The sequence below is a fragment of the Fluoribacter dumoffii NY 23 genome (assembly GCF_000236165.1).
Taxonomy (GTDB): domain Bacteria; phylum Pseudomonadota; class Gammaproteobacteria; order Legionellales; family Legionellaceae; genus Legionella; species Legionella dumoffii.
In genome coordinates this window covers 2,206,514-2,224,435 of record NZ_CM001373.1, presented here as the reverse complement: position 1 = coordinate 2,224,435, position 17,922 = coordinate 2,206,514, and the positions used below count along the sequence as shown (strand labels likewise).

Here is a 17,922-nt window from a genome sequence, read left to right as displayed (position 1 = left end):
TATATGAAAAATAATCAGGTGTATCAAAAAAGTAAGATAAATTTTTTAAAATTTATGAAGCGAAAGGTATTTAGGGCTTTTTTGCAGAAATAAAGTTACTGCAGATGGCGTGAAATGCTCAAAGCGCTGCTCAAGAGATTCGGATGAAATCCCTGATCATTCAAATCAACGGGTATCAACTCTGTAAGTAGCTACATATTTGCCATGGTTGGAACAAAATTTGGAATATTAGGCGAACCAATCCCCACGCCGTCATTCCAGAATTGGTCTTCTGGTTCTAGGGTTAGAGAGGAGTCCCAACCAAAAGTTTTATTCTTGAGGGTAAATGCAGATGCTGGGGCAGGAGTCCCATGAATGGATACCGAAGGAGGCGGCGTAGCGCCACTGATAATCACTGCTGGGGGGATAATCAAATTAATTGCTCTACTGGCAAGTAAAATATCTTTCTTTGGATATAAATAAGGTGCGGCTTGGCCAATTGGAGTCCCTTTATTTAACAAGCTACGCGCCTGGTTGACCAAAGTTAAAGTTGCTGAAAATAAGGGGCAAGCCAAACTGGTACCCCCGTCCTGGACCTGGACTCCATCAGCAATAATCAATAAACCGGTTTGTGGATCGCCCAGCATGGCGATATCGGGTAAGGCACGCCGATTCCCATAATGACTAATCACTCCATACCCACCCGCTGTAAAATTGCTGATGGAACTTTGCCAGCTTACCGGACCATAATATCGACTAATTCCTCCTCCCGTCCCCCCATCATAGGAGTAGACCCCCTTAATGTTTTTAACTGTACCCCACACCGTTTCAAACGCATAATGATAATTGTTGTCTACAAACAAGGCAGTCGCCCCCACCGCAGTGACATAGGCAGAACTGGAGGGATAATCCACTTTGGGGTGGGAAGGCCACTTTCCGGAGCATTTTTTTTGCGTGGTGTAGGTATTGTCCCCACAATCGCCCGAAGAAAAATTCACACTGATTCCTGCCGCGGCAGCTAATTTCAAGGTTTGCTCAAAGGAGGTATCCAAAAATTCCTGACCACTCCAGCTATTGGAAATAACATAGGCATTAGAAAAACCTGCAATGGAAAATTTATTTTTAATCAAAGTATGGATCACATCAGTCAGTATCGTTTTTTGATCTGTTCCTAAGACTAAAACGGTATTGGCTCCAGGGGCTAAAGTATGAGAGGACTCAACATCCAGGGCGATTTCATTACTAAAAGAGGTTGCATTGGGGCATTTTGTAAAGGGGGTGCCATCAGAATTTATCATGGCAAAATTCCTCAATGGTCCTGAAGTCACAAAGGGCTTTATATTGTTTGCATTAAAATATTGATTGGCATCTTTTAAAATTTGCGCGGGTTTATTCGTTCCGCACTTATCCACAATCACTAATGTTTGTCCCTTTCCATCAAGACGTTGGCCATTAATTGGAGGGATATTTTTTATATTGTAAGTCTTTTGTAATTGGGCTCCAGTAAAACCTTGCAAGGATTTGTCAGTAGGGAGTGCAAAAGGAATAAAAGCATTCCAGAGAAAATGAAGATCCTGAACTTCTTTGGAATCAGGTTGCACCGTTTCTTCATTCGAGTGATAGAGCGAGATAGAATCTAAACCCGTAATTTCCTCGACGTATTGACTCAACTCCCGAGGCAATTGGGGCGGGCTCGTATTGGCATGGATGATTTGATTTTGGTACCGATAATAATTGATTTGCACATGCAGTGCATGTTCAATTTGTCCGGCTGTAGCTCTCAGGCGAATACTCTGGTTTAATCGTTTTGTTTGCATTCCTTGGACGGAAAAAAATTGCTCCACACTTCTTACCGCTTCCTCACTTGGTGCAAATTGTTGTTCATAAAGACTGGGAGTTAAAAATTGATGGTAACGGGGACTATGAGGATCATAGACATCTTCAACCAGCTTGTCTAATTCGGCTTTGTTGCGTAACTTTAACCACACAGTAAATGAAATTTTTTTCTCGGGAGGCACAGGTCTAATCAGGGTTGCTTCATGCAAAAAATTTAGACCCGGGTTTGGTAAATTCACGAAGTCATTTGTTTGTTTTGCATAGGGAGTTAGGGACACTAAATTTAATAGTACTAAAAAAAATACACTTTTTTTAAAATATAACATCAGTTATCTCCCTGAATTAACCGAAGAAAAATAAACTCGTTATGGGGCTAGAGGTAATAAATCCCAAGTCATCTCCGGTGGTTAAGGAGAACACGTGCCCGTTTTGCGTACCTGCGTGAATGATGCTTGCATCGGAGTTAACAAACAAAGTGTAGGTGATTTGTGAAAATAGGGACCATTGCGGGTTCGGATTTGTCACACTTTCAGCATAATATGCATATTCAAAATTTATGGTGCCCGGAGGTAAGGTACTGTTGGATGAAACTTGGCGGGTATTAACATAAAGGCGATTATTTCCAACAAATACATTTTGCACCGGTACGGGAACTGTGGCTTCCGGGCCGCTGATTTTGACCCAGCTCGTGCCATTATTCGTTGAATAATAGACATTTCCATCCTCACTCCCTACGTAGAGGGCTGCCGGGGTCAAAAATATACTATTTACCGCCCCCGAACCTGGTTGGGCTGCAGTCGAAGTCCAGGCTGTGCCATTGTTGCTTGAGTAGTAGACTTTTCCTTCCTGGGTACCGGCATAAATTCTAGAGGCTGTAACAAACACACTCATTACTGATGAAGTACCGGGTGGTGTAGTTGCATTCCAAAAAAAACCATTATTGGTTGAATAATATATTTTACCGTCTTCACTTCCTGCATAAAGGGTGCTGGATGTTGCAAATATACTATTTACTGCTTTAGTTGCCGAGGGTATCGCCGTTGCAGTCCAGGATAATCCATTGTCGGTAGAAAAATAAACCGTCCCTTTTGCTGTCCCTGCATATATCGTCCCCAGTCTCGTGAAAGTTGCTTCCACTGTTTGGTTGCTATCAATATGGGCCAAGGTATATGTTTTACCGCCTTTTTGCGCAAGCCCTCCATCGATTAACCATTCATCAACTTGATAGCCTGTATCTGGAGTTGCAGTGAAGGTTAAATTATTTCCCGCAACGACTGTCTGAGGAGTGTTGGGGGATATTTTTCCATTTACGTTTTTAAGTGGAGTAATCAGATAATGGATCACAGGAATCAGGGAAATATTCAAAATGTCCGCAACATCAGGTTGATAACATTGCAGCATATTGCCTTGTTCGCATAGTACAGGACCTTCTTTAATGTTGCCGGAAAGCTTATTGCCATTCACAAGCAATTTAAGTATGCAGGACTGATGCGAGCCTAATTTTAAGGGATTGGGACAATTGCCTGCTGAAGCAATCTGAGTAATTCCGGCAATGGGTTTCATCGACAATATATGTGCTCTTCGGGACTGATTCGTTATAGTGTATTTAATAGTCGCCGTTCCAATGGAGCTTATATAAAGCTTGGGTGGAAAATTTGGATCCGGTGTAAAAGTCCACAATGGTTTTCCGGCATAGCTTAGGGTAAAAAACAGAAAAGCAACCACAGCAATAAAAAGCTGAGGCAAGGAAGCTTTAAACAAAGGCATCGGCAAAATCCATTTTCAGATATTCTTTTTAATTTTATTATCTTAAGGGTATTCCTTAATCCAGATCAATAAAAACAATTAAAATCAAATCACTTACTGGGGTGATGAATCGCCATTTATCCTTTAACCAATCCTAACAAAGTGGAAATATAAATTATGTGACGTTTGTCAAAATTATTGGTAATGTTGAGCGGTTAATAAAGCCAATTAAAATTATAAATTTTCATGTTTGCTCAATAAAGATTACAAACCTCAAGTCACTCAAGAACAGTAATTTTTATGGCAGGAGCTGGATATACTATAGGAGTGGTAAAATGAGAAGCATAACAATTAAAGTAGTCCTCGATAAATATGATGAAAGCAAAGGTCCTACACGCATTTATCTAAAAGAAGAGTCCAACATTAAAAAATTACGTTTTTTTTATGAGAGTTTGAAGGATAGGATTTTATCTTCTTCCTCCTTACTGGAATTAGCCCACATTCTGCTTGGTAAAAAAACCCGAACTCATTTGAAAGAAAGTGGGAAAGCGTTCGAAAAATTGGCCAATATGCTAGGCGGTTTTGAGGCGCTTGATATTTTAAACTCCGCAAAACAATTAACTAAAGAGAATATAGAATTTCTGGAGCAACATCCTACAGAAGGGAAAGCCTTGGCCCCTCTCATGGTATCACTTTCAAAAAATACAAGAGTTCCTGAGACCAAGATCTTCGCGGCAATGGAAAAGATAAAAAATCCGCAGGAATTTATCACAGTGTTTAAAGAATTGGTTTCCATTGCCCAAACAGACCATGCTCAGTATTTCATCAATGCATTAACTCTTTTAAATACGCACAATTTAAATACGGACGAAGTGCTACCCTTGTTAAAAGACGCAGAACATATTCTCTTTGTTAATCAGGTATTAATCACTCTGGCAGAAATAAATCCCTCGCTGATTACGCTGCCTAATCTGGTTAACATCGTAAAAATTAAATCCCTTGAATTTCATAAATTATTAGAGAACCTTTGTCCTGATCAGAAATTTCTGGATATCTTGTTCCAGGCAGAAAAAAAACTATCCAAAGAACAATATTTTTGGTTTGAATCCCTCTGTAATAATTTTAAAAAAGCGGGTTGGGATCTCTATCCCTTCTTGCCAACCATTCTAGGGGGAGAAATCGACTTCTTCTCAGCAAGTGCAGCGACTGCAAAATTAATAAAATTGGCGGTAAAACCTGAGCATTTATCCTTGATGTTACATACCATTTTTGCTCATTCAAATGAAAGCATGGAATTCGTGAATGCCGTGGAGTCATTGCAGAAAGAGGGGCTGGATGAAGATTTCTTTAAGCTCGAATCGGCACCTGAGTTTGCCCGGGAGCTCGCCTATGCGTTGATAGCACTTCAACAGGCAAAATGTTATGAGGTAACTGCAAAAATATATATTAGTTTAAATCCAAAATATGCTTTGGGACTGGCTCAATTCTGGATTCAATTTTCTAAAACAGAATGCCCCATTGCTACTCTGCGGCCTCTCATGCTGAAAAATCCGCAATGTGCTTCTTATACGGCCGGAGTAATTGAGTTTTTAAGAAAACATGAACTTCACAATGAAAAGAATATTAGCACTATTTGTCATGCAAAACTGACAAATCACGCTTTACTGAACCTGCTGAATCTTATGCATGAAGAAAAAATTTTAAATGAGACAAGTTTGGACTTGGTTTTATCCAATTTGGCCTTCACCAATACACTCTACAGTGGTGCAAAGTGTTTGGCAAATAGTAAAAAACTGGATATTTCTAATTTTGATGCCTTGATTTGTGATCCTGTCAATGCACTTGCTATGGCAGAGTATCTGGGAGGAAAGCCTTACCCACCAAGCTATCCTTCCTTAATAAACCGTGGGGCACAGGATTTTGCAATCATTCGCAAAAATACAAAATTATTGTGTCAAGGTTATCGACAAGGATTATTTTTCCCGGAAATGTCAACGGAGCAAAAAGACTCATTTGAAAAGGGAAGGCGCAGACCGTTTGCAGAAACCCAAAAGGAAATTATCATAAAAATTGCTCAATACACGGGTAACCAGGAGTTAGAAGAGGAAGTAGAACGCAACATTGCTCAAAATGCTCTTGTCTCATTAGGAATGTAGAGTTTTATCTTGAGAGGTTGGGTCCAAATGATCCAACCTGTTTATTTATGCTGTTTCAGATTATCGTCAATGCGATGCAAAAATAATTACCCATCCTGATTTCAATATAAAACATCCTGTTTAACCCGCAGTTGCTCTGGAATCTTAGGCAACTTTCCTCAAACTCTTTCAAGTCTACTATTTTTCTAGTAGACTCTACTAAAAAAATAGTAGAGAATAGTTTGTTTTCATTTTGGAGGGGAAAATGTCCGCAAAAAAAATTTCATCGTCCCAGGATCGGCTCCTTACAGAGGTAGAGCTTGAATTAATGAATATCATTTGGAGCCTTAATAAAGTAACCATTAAAGAAGTTGTCTCCCATTTATCAAAAGAAAGACCCTTGGCGTACACCACGGTGGCGACAGTAGTAAAAGTTCTTGAGCAAAAAGGATTTCTTGAATGCCAAAAAAGCTCTTATGCCCATGTTTTTATACCGCTTGTGAGCAAGGGCGACTATGAAAACAGATGTATTGAACATATGGTTGCCAATGTTTTTGATGGGGAGCCTGTAGCCTTAATCCAAAGGCTCCTGACGGCTAAAAAACTGCAGCACGTCGACCTTCAGGCCATAGAGGAAGCGCTTAAACAATTAGCCGCCCAAGAAGAGGTGCATCATGCAATTGATTGAAATAATACTGAGTATTCATTGCTTACTCCTGGCAAGTTCTTGGTTTATTGGTGGTCGGCGGCTGGCAAACCAACCCTCTTTTAAACTTAAATTGGCGCGCCTGTTATTAGTTAGCTGTGTGGTTTCTCCATTATTGGTTCAATGCATCGGCTCCTCACAAAAACCTGCACGGCTTAATATTGTCTCATTGGATAATTTGCAGGGATTGATGAGCCAACCTGTTTTAAAAGCCCAGACTGTAACTGTTGAGCAGGAGCCAGGGACTGCTTATCCATTGCATAATATGAGTTACTACCAGCTCTTTGGGGTCATTTTTTGTTTCATCGTCATGTATCGGAGTTATCGATTTTTATCTGCTTTATCGGGTTTAAGAGCATTTTTAGCAGAAGCAATCCCTTATCGAAGCTCTGGCAAACTGATGATTAAGGTATCCGATCGTTGCCATATTCCTTTCTCGGTTTATTTATTTAGGAAAGCATATATTGTGCTGCCGGTATCCTTACTTTCTTCTGCCAGGAATGTGCGAATTGCGATGGCTCATGAGGGGCAACACCATCGAAATGGCGATTGTTTATGGGCCTATTTAATTGAAATTCTGGGCGTTATCTTTTTTGGCAATCCAGGGGTAACCCGATGGCGCAACATTTTAAGTGAATTACAGGAATTTTCTTGTGATGAAGTCTTGGTAGGCCATCCCCAAATTTCGACACATGACTATGGTCAGTGCCTGTTTCAGGTGGTGCGAACACTATCTCTAGGTTCCCTTCCATCAAATCAGGAATTTGCATGCACGGTGGGGATGGCTTCGAACAAGGAAAATGAAGACTGTACTTTTATCATAAGGAGAATTTCGATGTTATCAACATATCCCTATACTGCATCCAGGTCTTTATTATTGGGGGTAGCCTGTGCCGGATTTTCAATTTTGGCGCCTATCTGTGCCGCTTATGCAGCAGCAGGCACCCTGGCCAGCGCTAAGGCAAGAGCGGTAGATACCACTCATTTGCATCCTGAAATCCAGAAAATTGCAGCAAAAGAAATTGCAGCAGCTGTTAAACACTATCATGCCAAATCTGGGGTTGTTGCCATCGCTGATCCGGCTACGGGCAAAATTATTGCTTTTGCAGAATCAACCCCCAAGGGACAGGATAGTTGGAAGACCCGTGTTTTTTCCCCGGGCTCTACTATAAAACCTTTTATAGCCGCTGCAGCAATTGACTCGGGGAACAGTTCAGAAACCCAGAGTTATGACTGTCATTCACCCTATTCTGTAAACGGTAAATCATTTACTAATTTTAGTGCCGATGTAGGCTCTGCTTCTTTAACAGAGGCTATCGCCAAATCAATTAATGTGTGCCTTATCAAGGTTTCTCAAGAGACAGGAGCGCCTATAATCCGTAAAAAACTTACTGAATTCGGTTTTGATATGGACAGTTGGTGGCAAGCAAATCAAAGCCAGGACGAACAGCTGGCAAGGGCATCCCTTGGTGAAAATATTCCCGTTACCATGGAATCTTTAACAACATCTTATGCCATTCTCGCCAATAAAGGGCGTTCATTTGCCCAGGGAAACACACCGGTTATTTCAAAAACAACGATAAACTCAATCAATCGTATGCTTGAGGAAGCAGTGACCCACGGTACCGGCAGACTGGCCGCTATTCCTGGTGTTTCTGTAGCCGGTAAGACAGGTACTGTACTGGAGAACAAGCAGAATCATCTTGCTTTGTTTGCGGGATACATGCCCGTTGAAAAACCCCGATATGTCATGGTTGTTGTGATTGAACAAGGCCATTTAAATAAAGAAGGAAAGTTATTGTCCTCGGGGGGCGAACTGGCAGCTCCGGTTTTTCACCATATCGCAATGAGCAGCTTGAGTGGTGGACATCAATAGTAATGAACGTGCATTACCCCCCGCCTGCGGTGGAGCGGGTGAGGATTCCTTAGCCCAAATTCAAAGGGCTAAGGTTTTGGAGAGGTAGTTCATTTGATATCAATTGCAACATATTTCGAGGTTTTTATGAAAAAAATAGCTGTATTTCTATCTGCGGGGTTTTTATTGTGCGGTTCTGCCTGGACTCAAGAATCTTGTTTTTTAGCGCAAGAAGAACAAACTGTGTTGCATCAGGAAGGTAATGATTGCAATCAGCGCTATTCGCCAAACTCAACTTTTAAAATTCCGTTAAGTCTCATGGGTTTTGATGCGGGAATATTAAAAGATGCAACCCATCCTGAATGGCCTTATAAAAAAGAATATGAATTGTTCCTCAATGTGTGGAAATATCCTCATAATCCTCACAGCTGGATGAGGGATTCCTGTGTTTGGTATTCGCAAGTATTGACCCAGAAGCTAGGTATGAAACGATTCAAAGGCTATGTGGGTGCTTTTCATTACGGGAATGAAGATGTCGCGGGTGATAAAGGAAAGAATAATGGATTAACTCATGCCTGGTTATCAAGCTCGCTTGCCATTTCTCCGGTTGAGCAAATTCAGTTTCTCCAAAAAATGATTCATAAAAAATTACCCGTCCATCCAAAGGCTTTTGCCATGACTAAAGACATCCTTTACCTTCAGGAACTAGCAGGGGGATGGAAACTTTATGGAAAAACAGGAACAGGTCAGCAATTAACCCGGGATAAAAGTCGGAAACTTCCTCTACAACATGGGTGGTTTGTAGGCTGGATTGAAAAAGAAGGGCGAATGATTACCTTTGCAAGCCATATTGCAGACAGCAAAGAAAAAACTTCCATTGCAAGTTTTAGAGCCAAAAATGAGGCGCTCAATAAATTATTTTACCTGATAAATGATTTGGAAAAATAAGGCTGCAAAAAACGCTTGACCCTATTGTTGCTATATACCTTAGCTTTGATTTAAGGAGAGAAGACGATGACTCAATGGTTCGTAAAAGACTTAAGCAAGTTAACGGGTGTGTCAGTGCAAACACTGCACCATTATGACCGTATTGGTTTGCTTGAGCCTTCAGCGAGGCGCTCCAATGGCTATCGTGTTTACTCTGAAAGGGATTTATTGAAATTGCAGCAGATCATCGCTTTGAAATTTTTTGGTTTTGAGTTGGCCCAAATCAAAACGTTACTCACTGAAGAAAGCAGTGCGCTAAATCACTTTAACAACCAGGCCCAGGTGTTAGAGCAAAAAGCCGCTGCTTTACTTGAAGGAGCAAAAACATTGAGAAGCATGATTCATTCTATTGGCAAGAGTAAATCGATTCCTTGGGAAACCATTATTCAACTTATAGAGGTATATAGAATGGCAGAACATCTTGAGCATGATTGGGTTAAAGAAATATTCACCCCCGATGAATTAAAGCAATATGTAGAATTTGAAAAAGAAATGAAAACCAACACGTCACCTGAGCAACAAGCCGTTTTTGAAAAGAAATGGCAAGACCTGGTGGGGGAGGTGAAAAATAATCTTAGACAAGACCCGAACTCCAAAATTGGCATTGATTTAGGACAGAAGCTTATGGATTGGGTTAACGGGGTTTATGGTAAAAAATACGCCCATTTGAGGACGAAAAAATTTGAAAAGGGTTTCGGCGAAGGAAAAGGCCTTGATGAGGTGGGATTAACACCAGAACTCGTAGTGTGGATGGATAAAGCGATGGATGCCTACTGGAGGGAGCGGATTTATGGCATTTTGAACCAGGTAGGAAAAACTCCTTCTGCAACACTATTATCTCTCTGGAAGGAAATGCTGGTAGATATGTACGGTGAGGAAACTGCACGACAAAATGCAATTTATGAAATTGTTTTAAATGATGAGAAAGTAAGCCCAAACGCAAAGGATTGGTTGCAAGGAATTTTAAATTCTTTGGAACACTCGGGCAAAAAAAGTTGAATCATTAAATAACAGCAGGATCTCATGTAAAAGGGGACAGGTGTAAAATGTCCCCCCAAATTTTGGGCTGGCCTAACTGCCGCCTCTGTTCATTAAGGCTAAAGTGGGGCCCCCCAGTTCTTCTGCTTCTTTTTTTAAGGTTTGAAGTTGCTTTCCTAATTCATCTTGTTTTACTTTATTTTTCCAGATGAGCAAATGCGTTTTCTTTTCAATTTCCAGTTCAATCTTTTCCACCTGTTTATCCGTCAGTTCCGGTGTGTGACGGTAATATGCATAAAGTTGGGCACATATCCCATCGATTTTCTCTTCCTCACTGAGGTTTTTATTCTCCGGTTTTAAGTGAAAATCAATCACACGACAGAATTTGACGCGAATATTATTCATATGAAATGCAGAAAAAAATGCCCGATAATAAGAGTTATTGCGGATAAATAAAGGGATTAGCGGATTTTCTAAACTCCAGAAGCCATCGATTCGGAACACATGAATTGGCACGCTATTTTGGATGGAAAGCCGCGCTGCTCCTGCATAGACTCTGGGAGGCTCTTGACCCAATTTGGCGAAATTACCCTGAGGAAAGATGGCAACACAGCCGTTTTCACTGAGTGCTTTACTTGCTTGTTCCAAAGCACCGGCATTGGCAGACTGTCCCTTATCACCTTTGGTGGCATGGGCATCTACCGGGATTGCTTTAAATTTTTCTAAAAAGGGACCAACCCCTGGGATGGAATTATAATCGGTGGTGGCAAAAAAACGCGGTGGTTCTTTCTTCATTTTTGCTGCAACCGCCACCGCTTCCCAACCTGTACGGTGTGGACCCAGTGCTATGATTGATTTCGCTGGCTCCTCTAGCTCTAAATCCCCGCTTTTTGTATGCATTAAGCGCATCATCAACACCAGAAAACCGGCTATTATACGGGCAGTACGGCTTTCATAGTTGAGGCGATTGTTAGCCTCAGCGACGCGTACAATTGCATATACCGCTACAGCAAGACCAGTAAGCAGGAACAATGTAGTAAAAGCACTCGAGGAATCATCATTTTGTGAATCTAAAAGGGGATCAATTTTGCCATACATGTTTTACTCCTTTAAAAAACGAATATCAGGTATACGATTTGTATTGCTGTGATAGTAAAGGATAATCACAACCCTTTAGGTATTTTGGCCACACTAAGCGGATGTTACTGTTTTTAAGGTTAATCCATAGCCAAGATTAGCTATAGTACCTTTAAAATTAAGGTTGTCAATTAAATGTCCAGGAGAATTAAAACGCACCAGCCTGCTTTTTTTGATTTTTGGTTTAGGATGTAGGAAAAATATAAAGGCACTATCCTGCTATACTTTTAAATATCCAATTTGGTGAGAAAAAACATGCCATTACGTCCAAGATTAGTTGTTTTAAATCGACTGGGTTTATTAGATCAGGTTATTAACCAGACAAATCTCGAGGAACGTAGGGATAGTCTTATTAATTCTCCGTCCACCCCGCCTATTTTAAAAGAATATTTCATTTTAATGCGGGAAAAGAAAAAAATTGAAACAGATTTTTTTAACGAATTGCGCGATAATCCGCAACTTAATACTGACCAGCGTCGACAGCTGGAAGAGTCTGCATTAACAGAATTACGTAATCTTAAAACGAAGTTTGAGCGTTTTTTCGAAGAATATAAATTTTACGAACCTGATATGACCAAAGTGCTTCAGGCACATCTGCATATGAATGTTGCAGCGGATAAAGAAGGGACATGGATCCTTTTTGCAGCAAATGCTGATGAAGCATACATTCAAAAAAATGCCCTGCCTCTCATCGAAGAATTAAAAAAAGAAAATTTTGGTATTGCTTATCGGATGGCTGCCGAAATCGCGGTGGATGATGCAGAAAAAAGGGAGCTTCTCCAAAGAGCTGCAGAATTAGGAGATGTCCCGGCTAAAGGGTTAATAGGTTTTAATTACCTCGCCTATCTTTCTTCCCATGCTTTCGATAATACTGCTCCAGAGTATCCCATTTCCGAACCTGCATCTCATCCAAGAGATTTTATGGGGCAAGCACTTAAGGAATTGGATCCGGACAGTGTAGCCAAATCGATGGCCTATTTAGCAAATGTGGCCAGCGCCTTATCGGATTTATCCAATGTGGCGAAACAAACTGCCGAGGCGGAGAAAAAAATTGCTTATGATCCGGTTTTGCTTTCCGATGATAACCCTGTTACCGAGGTAGAAAAAAATAAAATTTACCTGTCTATAACGAATAACAAAATTAAATATACTTTAGAGGTATCGGGTGAAGTATTAACCGGTGAAATCAGTTCTGAGGAGCTGGGATACCAAACCACTAAACGCCTGTTTGCAGAACAAAAATCATTTCTTGTGCCTGACATTCTCAAAATTATTGCTGAAAGAGATTCAACGCAAACTCTTCACAATGCGTATACCCAAATTGAGAATCAATCCATTTCAGACAACAAAGTTTTGGTGATGCTTGATGAGGCAGATAAAATCACTAACGACCCGGAATTAAAAAATGAAATTGATGCTGCTAGAAAATTAATCCAGCAGAAAGACTATGGGGCCCTTAAAGATATTAAAGTCAAAATTGAAGCCCGCCTCACTCCCTACAGCCAGGAACAACAGCAGAAAGTTCTGGAAATGTTAGAAAAAGAAAGTAAAAAAGAACTGTTTATTAATCCTGAATTGCGTGCAGATTTAAATAAACTTTATGATCATTATCAACAGGAAATAGAGCGAATTAAAAACGGTGATGGCGCAACGCCCTCTCCAACGCAAAAAAGAAATATAACCCTTCTGCAAGAAGCTATGGACGAATTATTTTTGCTAAATGAAGAACAAGACCCTGAAAAGGCAAAAAAAATGCTGGAACAACATATATTGGTGACTGAAACGAATATTAAAAAATTACCTCACCCTCACTCGTTTTTAAATTTCATCGAAAAAATGGTCAACACCTACACGCCCAAGAAATTATTACCTAAAGACGGGGATTTTAAAATAACCATCAAGGATGAAGAGCGCTCGCAAATGATTAAAAATTTTGCATCTTTTAAACAAAGTTTGGGAATTATAAAACAACAACAAGAAGAAGCCACTGAGAAAAACACTATCCCCCGAGTATCTCCTAATTAACCCCTCTGATGGGGTTAATCCAGAACTTTTGCAAAAGTAATCCCTTTTCTTTACTATCGTTTAATGATTATTTGAAAAAATAATCATTAAAAACAATCTATTGTATTAATTTTTAACAGGAAAAGATAATAATAAATATAAGGAAAAAACTAATGATAAAAAATAAACACTTGCTTTTCATCTTGCCGTCCGTGCTCACAAGCTCCCTTGCTATTTCAGCTACCTGTTCTTTTGATTCAACAAAATCATGCCAGTTAATTACCGATATTTTGCAAGATAAAGCAAGCAACGGCCTCAATTACTATGCATCCACGAATTATGATCATCGGATGTCAGGGGAAATTAATGTTTACAATACTTCCAAAGTCATTAAAAAAGCGGATGGAAAATTAACGCTGCTCGCAGATCTGATCAATACGGGTTATTGGCTAAGTGGTGAAATAATGACTAGGGCTAATCTTAACTCTCCTCCGTTTAATTCCCCGATCCCCTCAGAGGTCTGGACAACCAAAGCTACAAAACACGGATACCTTGAAGTAAATATCAATTTACCCGTATGTACAAAAAGCATTGATGGATTGTGTCAGCAAGGAACAAATCCCAGTACCTATAACCGTGGTTTATGGCCGGCAATCTGGATGATGCCCACTTATGATTCCAATTGGCCGCAAAATGGGGAAATCGATATTATGGAAGCCTATCCCCAAAATACCGCATTTAACGTGACTACTGCCACGCTGCACTTTAATGGAAATGCACCACAATGCGGGGGCTGGGATTGTCGTGGCATAGGGTACCCACTAGAATCTCATCAATTTCCTCAATTAGCCTATCAAAGCCCGCATACCTGGGGATTTGAGTGGGAAGCAGATCCCAACAGTCAGAATGGGGGATATATTCTCACCGGCTATATCGATAATGTTAAAACCTGGGGTCCTTTAAAAACGGATACTTTGCCCGCTGATGGTGCGCAGGCATTGCAACGGGGATTCAATGATCCCAATGGGGGTTATTACCTGATTGTCAATCTCGCCGTAGGCGGTCCTTATGCTGGTGCTCCTAATTCGAAAATGCAAGCGGCAAGCATGCAAATTAATAGCGTCAAATTTTATAAGGTGAACAGTTCTGCACCGGATGCCTGTAATCCGCCGATTAATTTTGCTGCATATTACAGCCTTGATAAAAGAAATATTAATTTAAAATGGCAAGCGCCAGCGGACAGCACTAATGTTCTTGCCTATAAAGTGAAAGATTGGCAAAAGAGGGTGTTGTGGCAGGATAATAAATTAACCTGGACTGATACGTCGCTCCCTGGTACCTCAGGTAAATTCACCTATTATCTCAGTTCGGTCTGCAGCAATGGCGTGTCTCAAGATATACAATATGATGTAATCATTCCAGATACTCCTCAGTGTGCATCGCCCACTGATATCCAGGCTACTTACAGCAATGATAAAAAAGCCATCAGTCTTGGTTGGTCATCGCCAGTACTAAGCTTGCCGGTAACCAGTTATCAGGTTCGTGACTGGCAGCAGCGTGTTCTTTGGCAAGGTAATTCACTTAACTGGACGGATCATTCTTTGCCGGGGACCCCAGGGAAATTTACCTATTTTATTAATGCAGTGTGCTCCAATCTCAATTCCAACATGGTGCAAAAGGATGTTTTTATAAATTAGGTATCACTTCGCTGTCTAGAAAACAGATCCAATAAGTTAGAAGAAAACAAGGGGGACGTCCCCCTTGTTTTCTATTATTTAGGTGAGGTAAACAGATTTTCAACGAGTGTTTTTGAAGGGTTAATTTTTTCAAAAAAATTAACTACAGGTTGGAAAAATCTATATTTATTAGCAGGGACTGGTTTATCCATGCTATTAAGAAGGATTGGTTCTTCAGCTGCTGTTAAGACAGTCGGAGAAAGTGCAGGAAATTTATTTGCCTGCGAGAGTAGGAGCGAATGGAGCGCAAGGTCATGTGGGAAAACAAATTTTACGTTCTCTAACTGTTTTGGATTGTACTGTGACAGGCTTTCAAGTACATCGACCATTTGTTCTTTACTTATAAAGGACAGATATCTGTCTAAGCGTAAAGTGTTAGGCTCCACCATTAAATCATAGAGTAAGGAAGTTACGCCGATTTCAATTGCTTTTTCAGGAAAAGCGGTTTGATTCGTTTTTAATTTTAACCAACTCAATTCATTTGCAAAATAGAAACTCCCAAGAAAACTTTCATTTTGCTCAATTGCATCATCTATTTGAGGAAATTCTTGTTCGTAGATTTCGTTCAATGAAGTGGGACCTGTTACTTCTATTATCCATTGTTTTAAAAAGCCGATAGTGGACCAGGGCTTATCAGGATTAAAGGGAAAGTAAACTCCTGTATAAGGATTTTGGTATTCTGTATTTTTTAATAAATCCTGGGCTGGTACTAGGTATTTAGAGGCGATTTTCTCGAGGAGTTTTTGCAAAATAGGGCAATGCTTAACCGCTAAAATAAAATCATTGGAGGATCCATAACGAATTTTACAATAGTCCTCAGGATTATCACCAAAGCGTTTTGCCATATTATATAACTCGAGAGGATGCTCGTTATATCGGGTGATACGTACGTGACCATTATGAATATATAGACCTAGCGGCGCCTTTAATTCTTCGGGAAGTCTATGATTGGGATCTGGGTCTGCTACTACATCAACATCACTGTAAATACCGCCAAAGTGGTACAGAATTGCAAGACGGAGTTGATCTGTTGCTGCAGCATAATTACGGCGTAATAGCTCTAACTGATACATCTGCTCAGAAGGTCCAATATGCCCATCCAATATACTGCTGTCTAATAAATGAATTTTATTTTCTTTGGCCCAATTAATTAGCTTTTCTTTTTCTTCTGGGGGATAAGCCGAGGAAGTAATCCATAGGGTGGTTATATAGTCGGGATATAATTTTTTAAAGAGAGCAATCGTTTTTAGGTGTTTATCTTTAGGATTGCTTGCCTCAATAGGATTCACTATGTAGATGTAGTTCATTCTTTTCGGAATGATTGCTTCCTTGGGTTCTGCATAAGATTCCACCGGTACATTAGCCAAATCGTTTTTTTCTAAAAGCAGGGGTAAATCAGGAATCGGTTGAGTGGGTTTGGGTACCTGTAATAATCCGTAGGGATCGTGTAAAAGGGATGAGCGCTGGGACTTGGTTGAATTATCTATTCGGCTTTGCATTTATAACTCCTAAGTTAATTAGCTTGTGTTTAGTTTATGAAATGAGAATTAAGAGCTATTTAAGAGCCTTTGAATTAAAGTGTTCTGAACTATTCCTAAAAAGAATGGGGCAGAGATTTTGAGTAGGGATGTGTCTGGAGATGAGATTTCTCCAGGCCTATTTTAGAAATGCTTAAGTGAGAGGGAGATTGCATTGATCTAATGAGCGAGTTTAACTTCGAACAGAAGAAAGAGATTCTTTCAACAATTGGGCAATATATTTTATTATTTTAGAGTCAGCGCGATTTTTGTGGCAATACCAGCATAATTTTATTTTTTCAGAGTAGCCTTCTATTTTTAATTGCACCAGTTCCTCATTGCAATACTGTTTTGGCAATGCACTCCAGCCTAATCCAGTTTTTACCAATTTTTTTATTGCATCTAAAGAAAATAGCTCGTGATTCACTATGAGAGGCAATTCATATTTTAAAAAAATTCGCTCCAGATTATCGCGAATGGAAAAACCTCGCTCAGTTAAAATGCACGGATATTGAGCCAGTTTGTTAAAATCCATTTTGTTTTCATTTGCCAGCTCATGCTTGTGGGAGACGACAATGTAAACATCTTCCTCGTCGAGTTGATTGCTTAAAATGTCATTATCGATTACTAAATCTTCAGTAGTTAATGCCAAATCAATCATCCCATTTTGTAATCCAGGTATCAGGTCTTGCTTTGCCATCTGCCTGATATGAAAATTAGGAGAATTAATATTATGTTCCAGCAAATACTCCATGAATTGCGGCAAAAATTGTAAGGATGGAAAAGTGGAGGTACCCAGAAATACGGGTATTTCTACCATTTCAGGATTGCTTAGGTTATCTGCAGCATTATAAAAGGTATGCAGAAGCAATCGGGCATAGGGGATAAGCAATTGTCCTTCCAGAGTAGGAATAATTACTCCTCCCCGCATTTCAAATAATTTGACTTTAAATTCATGTTCCAAATTATTGATGCGCTTGCTTATGGCAGATTGAGTGACATACAAGCGTTTTGCTGCAATTGAGAAAGAACGATATTCATAAACCATTAAAAATGATTTTAATTCGTTGCTATTCATATATGCGCCTTGTTGTTTAATGTTAATTTGTTTTTAAACATCTAAAAACTTTATTAATTATAGTCTTAATAAAATTATCAATTTGGGAGTAGCATTTTGGCTGCTTGCATTTTGAAAGAAATGCTTTGTTTTTGCAGCGAAACCTGAATCATACTGGATAACAATCCAGATGCCTGGCAAAAGCGCTTATCGTTTTATTGGGCATCATAGTGCTGAGCAAGTGTTCTA

The 17,922-nt window shown here is 39.9% G+C and carries 12 protein-coding genes; 7 read left to right on the top strand and 5 right to left on the bottom strand.

Features of this window, described 5'->3' with window-relative positions:
* Positions 1 to 191: 191 nt before the first annotated feature.
* On the bottom strand, positions 192 to 2,141 hold the full coding sequence (locus KYQ_RS09965) for a S53 family peptidase (protein WP_010652632.1): 1,950 nt from the start codon (positions 2,139 to 2,141) through the stop codon (positions 192 to 194).
* Between the two features lie 16 nt (positions 2,142 to 2,157).
* A complete protein-coding gene (locus tag KYQ_RS09960; RefSeq protein WP_019349965.1) occupies positions 2,158 to 3,582 on the bottom strand; it encodes a DUF6242 domain-containing protein in 1,425 nt (474 codons plus the stop codon).
* A gap of 314 nt (positions 3,583 to 3,896) precedes the next feature.
* Here KYQ_RS09960 and KYQ_RS09955 point away from each other — a divergent pair, with 314 nt between their 5' ends.
* The 5 genes from KYQ_RS09955 to KYQ_RS09935 all read left to right on the top strand — a co-directional run bounded on the left by KYQ_RS09955 (position 3,897) and on the right by KYQ_RS09935 (position 10,243).
* Entirely contained in the window at positions 3,897 to 5,717 is a 1,821-nt protein-coding gene (locus tag KYQ_RS09955; RefSeq protein ID WP_010652634.1) for a hypothetical protein, read from the top strand.
* Positions 5,718 to 5,961: 244 nt separating this feature from the next.
* A complete protein-coding gene (locus KYQ_RS09950; RefSeq protein ID WP_010652635.1) occupies positions 5,962 to 6,384 on the top strand; it encodes a BlaI/MecI/CopY family transcriptional regulator in 423 nt (140 codons plus the stop codon).
* On the top strand, positions 6,371 to 8,278 hold the full coding sequence (locus KYQ_RS09945; RefSeq protein ID WP_019349964.1) for a M56 family metallopeptidase: 1,908 nt from the start codon (positions 6,371 to 6,373) through the stop codon (positions 8,276 to 8,278). The genes KYQ_RS09950 and KYQ_RS09945 overlap by 14 nt, the downstream gene beginning before the upstream one ends.
* 126 nt (positions 8,279 to 8,404) lie before the next feature.
* Positions 8,405 to 9,205: a class D beta-lactamase gene (gene blaOXA / locus KYQ_RS09940; RefSeq protein WP_010652637.1), complete on the top strand. Its 801-nt coding sequence runs from the start codon at positions 8,405 to 8,407 to the stop codon at positions 9,203 to 9,205.
* A gap of 66 nt (positions 9,206 to 9,271) precedes the next feature.
* Positions 9,272 to 10,243 carry a MerR family transcriptional regulator gene (locus KYQ_RS09935; RefSeq protein ID WP_010652638.1) on the top strand — a complete coding sequence of 324 codons (972 nt, stop codon included), beginning with the start codon at positions 9,272 to 9,274 and terminating at the stop codon, positions 10,241 to 10,243.
* Between the two features lie 72 nt (positions 10,244 to 10,315).
* On the opposite strand, the gene KYQ_RS09930 is transcribed toward KYQ_RS09935, so the two are convergent.
* The gene (locus tag KYQ_RS09930; protein ID WP_010652639.1) at positions 10,316 to 11,320 is read right to left on the bottom strand and encodes a lysophospholipid acyltransferase family protein; all 1,005 of its coding nucleotides are present in this window, start codon (positions 11,318 to 11,320) and stop codon (positions 10,316 to 10,318) included.
* A gap of 294 nt (positions 11,321 to 11,614) precedes the next feature.
* On the opposite strand from KYQ_RS09930, the gene KYQ_RS09925 reads away from it, so the two are divergent.
* Entirely contained in the window at positions 11,615 to 13,384 is a 1,770-nt protein-coding gene (locus tag KYQ_RS09925) for a hypothetical protein (protein WP_019349963.1), read from the top strand.
* A 152-nt stretch (positions 13,385 to 13,536) separates the two neighbouring features.
* On the top strand, positions 13,537 to 15,060 hold the full coding sequence (locus KYQ_RS09920; protein ID WP_010652641.1) for a glycoside hydrolase family 16 protein: 1,524 nt from the start codon (positions 13,537 to 13,539) through the stop codon (positions 15,058 to 15,060).
* A gap of 74 nt (positions 15,061 to 15,134) precedes the next feature.
* Here KYQ_RS09920 and KYQ_RS09915 read toward each other — a convergent pair whose 3' ends face one another.
* A complete protein-coding gene (locus KYQ_RS09915) occupies positions 15,135 to 16,598 on the bottom strand; it encodes a TcdA/TcdB catalytic glycosyltransferase domain-containing protein (RefSeq protein ID WP_010652642.1) in 1,464 nt (487 codons plus the stop codon).
* Positions 16,599 to 16,809: 211 nt separating this feature from the next.
* A complete protein-coding gene (locus KYQ_RS09910; RefSeq protein ID WP_019349962.1) occupies positions 16,810 to 17,694 on the bottom strand; it encodes a LysR family transcriptional regulator in 885 nt (294 codons plus the stop codon).
* Positions 17,695 to 17,922 lie beyond the last annotated feature (228 nt).

Coding starts and splice junctions, on each gene's coding strand:
- KYQ_RS09965 (WP_010652632.1), bottom strand. CDS start 2,141: ATGTTATATTTTAAAAAAAGTGTATTTTTTTTAGTACTATTAAATTTA.
- KYQ_RS09960 (WP_019349965.1), bottom strand. CDS start 3,582: ATGCCTTTGTTTAAAGCTTCCTTGCCTCAGCTTTTTATTGCTGTGGTT.
- KYQ_RS09955 (WP_010652634.1), top strand. CDS start 3,897: ATGAGAAGCATAACAATTAAAGTAGTCCTCGATAAATATGATGAAAGC.
- KYQ_RS09950 (WP_010652635.1), top strand. CDS start 5,962: ATGTCCGCAAAAAAAATTTCATCGTCCCAGGATCGGCTCCTTACAGAG.
- KYQ_RS09945 (WP_019349964.1), top strand. CDS start 6,371: ATGCAATTGATTGAAATAATACTGAGTATTCATTGCTTACTCCTGGCA.
- blaOXA (WP_010652637.1), top strand. CDS start 8,405: ATGAAAAAAATAGCTGTATTTCTATCTGCGGGGTTTTTATTGTGCGGT.
- KYQ_RS09935 (WP_010652638.1), top strand. CDS start 9,272: ATGACTCAATGGTTCGTAAAAGACTTAAGCAAGTTAACGGGTGTGTCA.
- KYQ_RS09930 (WP_010652639.1), bottom strand. CDS start 11,320: ATGTATGGCAAAATTGATCCCCTTTTAGATTCACAAAATGATGATTCC.
- KYQ_RS09925 (WP_019349963.1), top strand. CDS start 11,615: ATGCCATTACGTCCAAGATTAGTTGTTTTAAATCGACTGGGTTTATTA.
- KYQ_RS09920 (WP_010652641.1), top strand. CDS start 13,537: ATGATAAAAAATAAACACTTGCTTTTCATCTTGCCGTCCGTGCTCACA.
- KYQ_RS09915 (WP_010652642.1), bottom strand. CDS start 16,598: ATGCAAAGCCGAATAGATAATTCAACCAAGTCCCAGCGCTCATCCCTT.
- KYQ_RS09910 (WP_019349962.1), bottom strand. CDS start 17,694: ATGAATAGCAACGAATTAAAATCATTTTTAATGGTTTATGAATATCGT.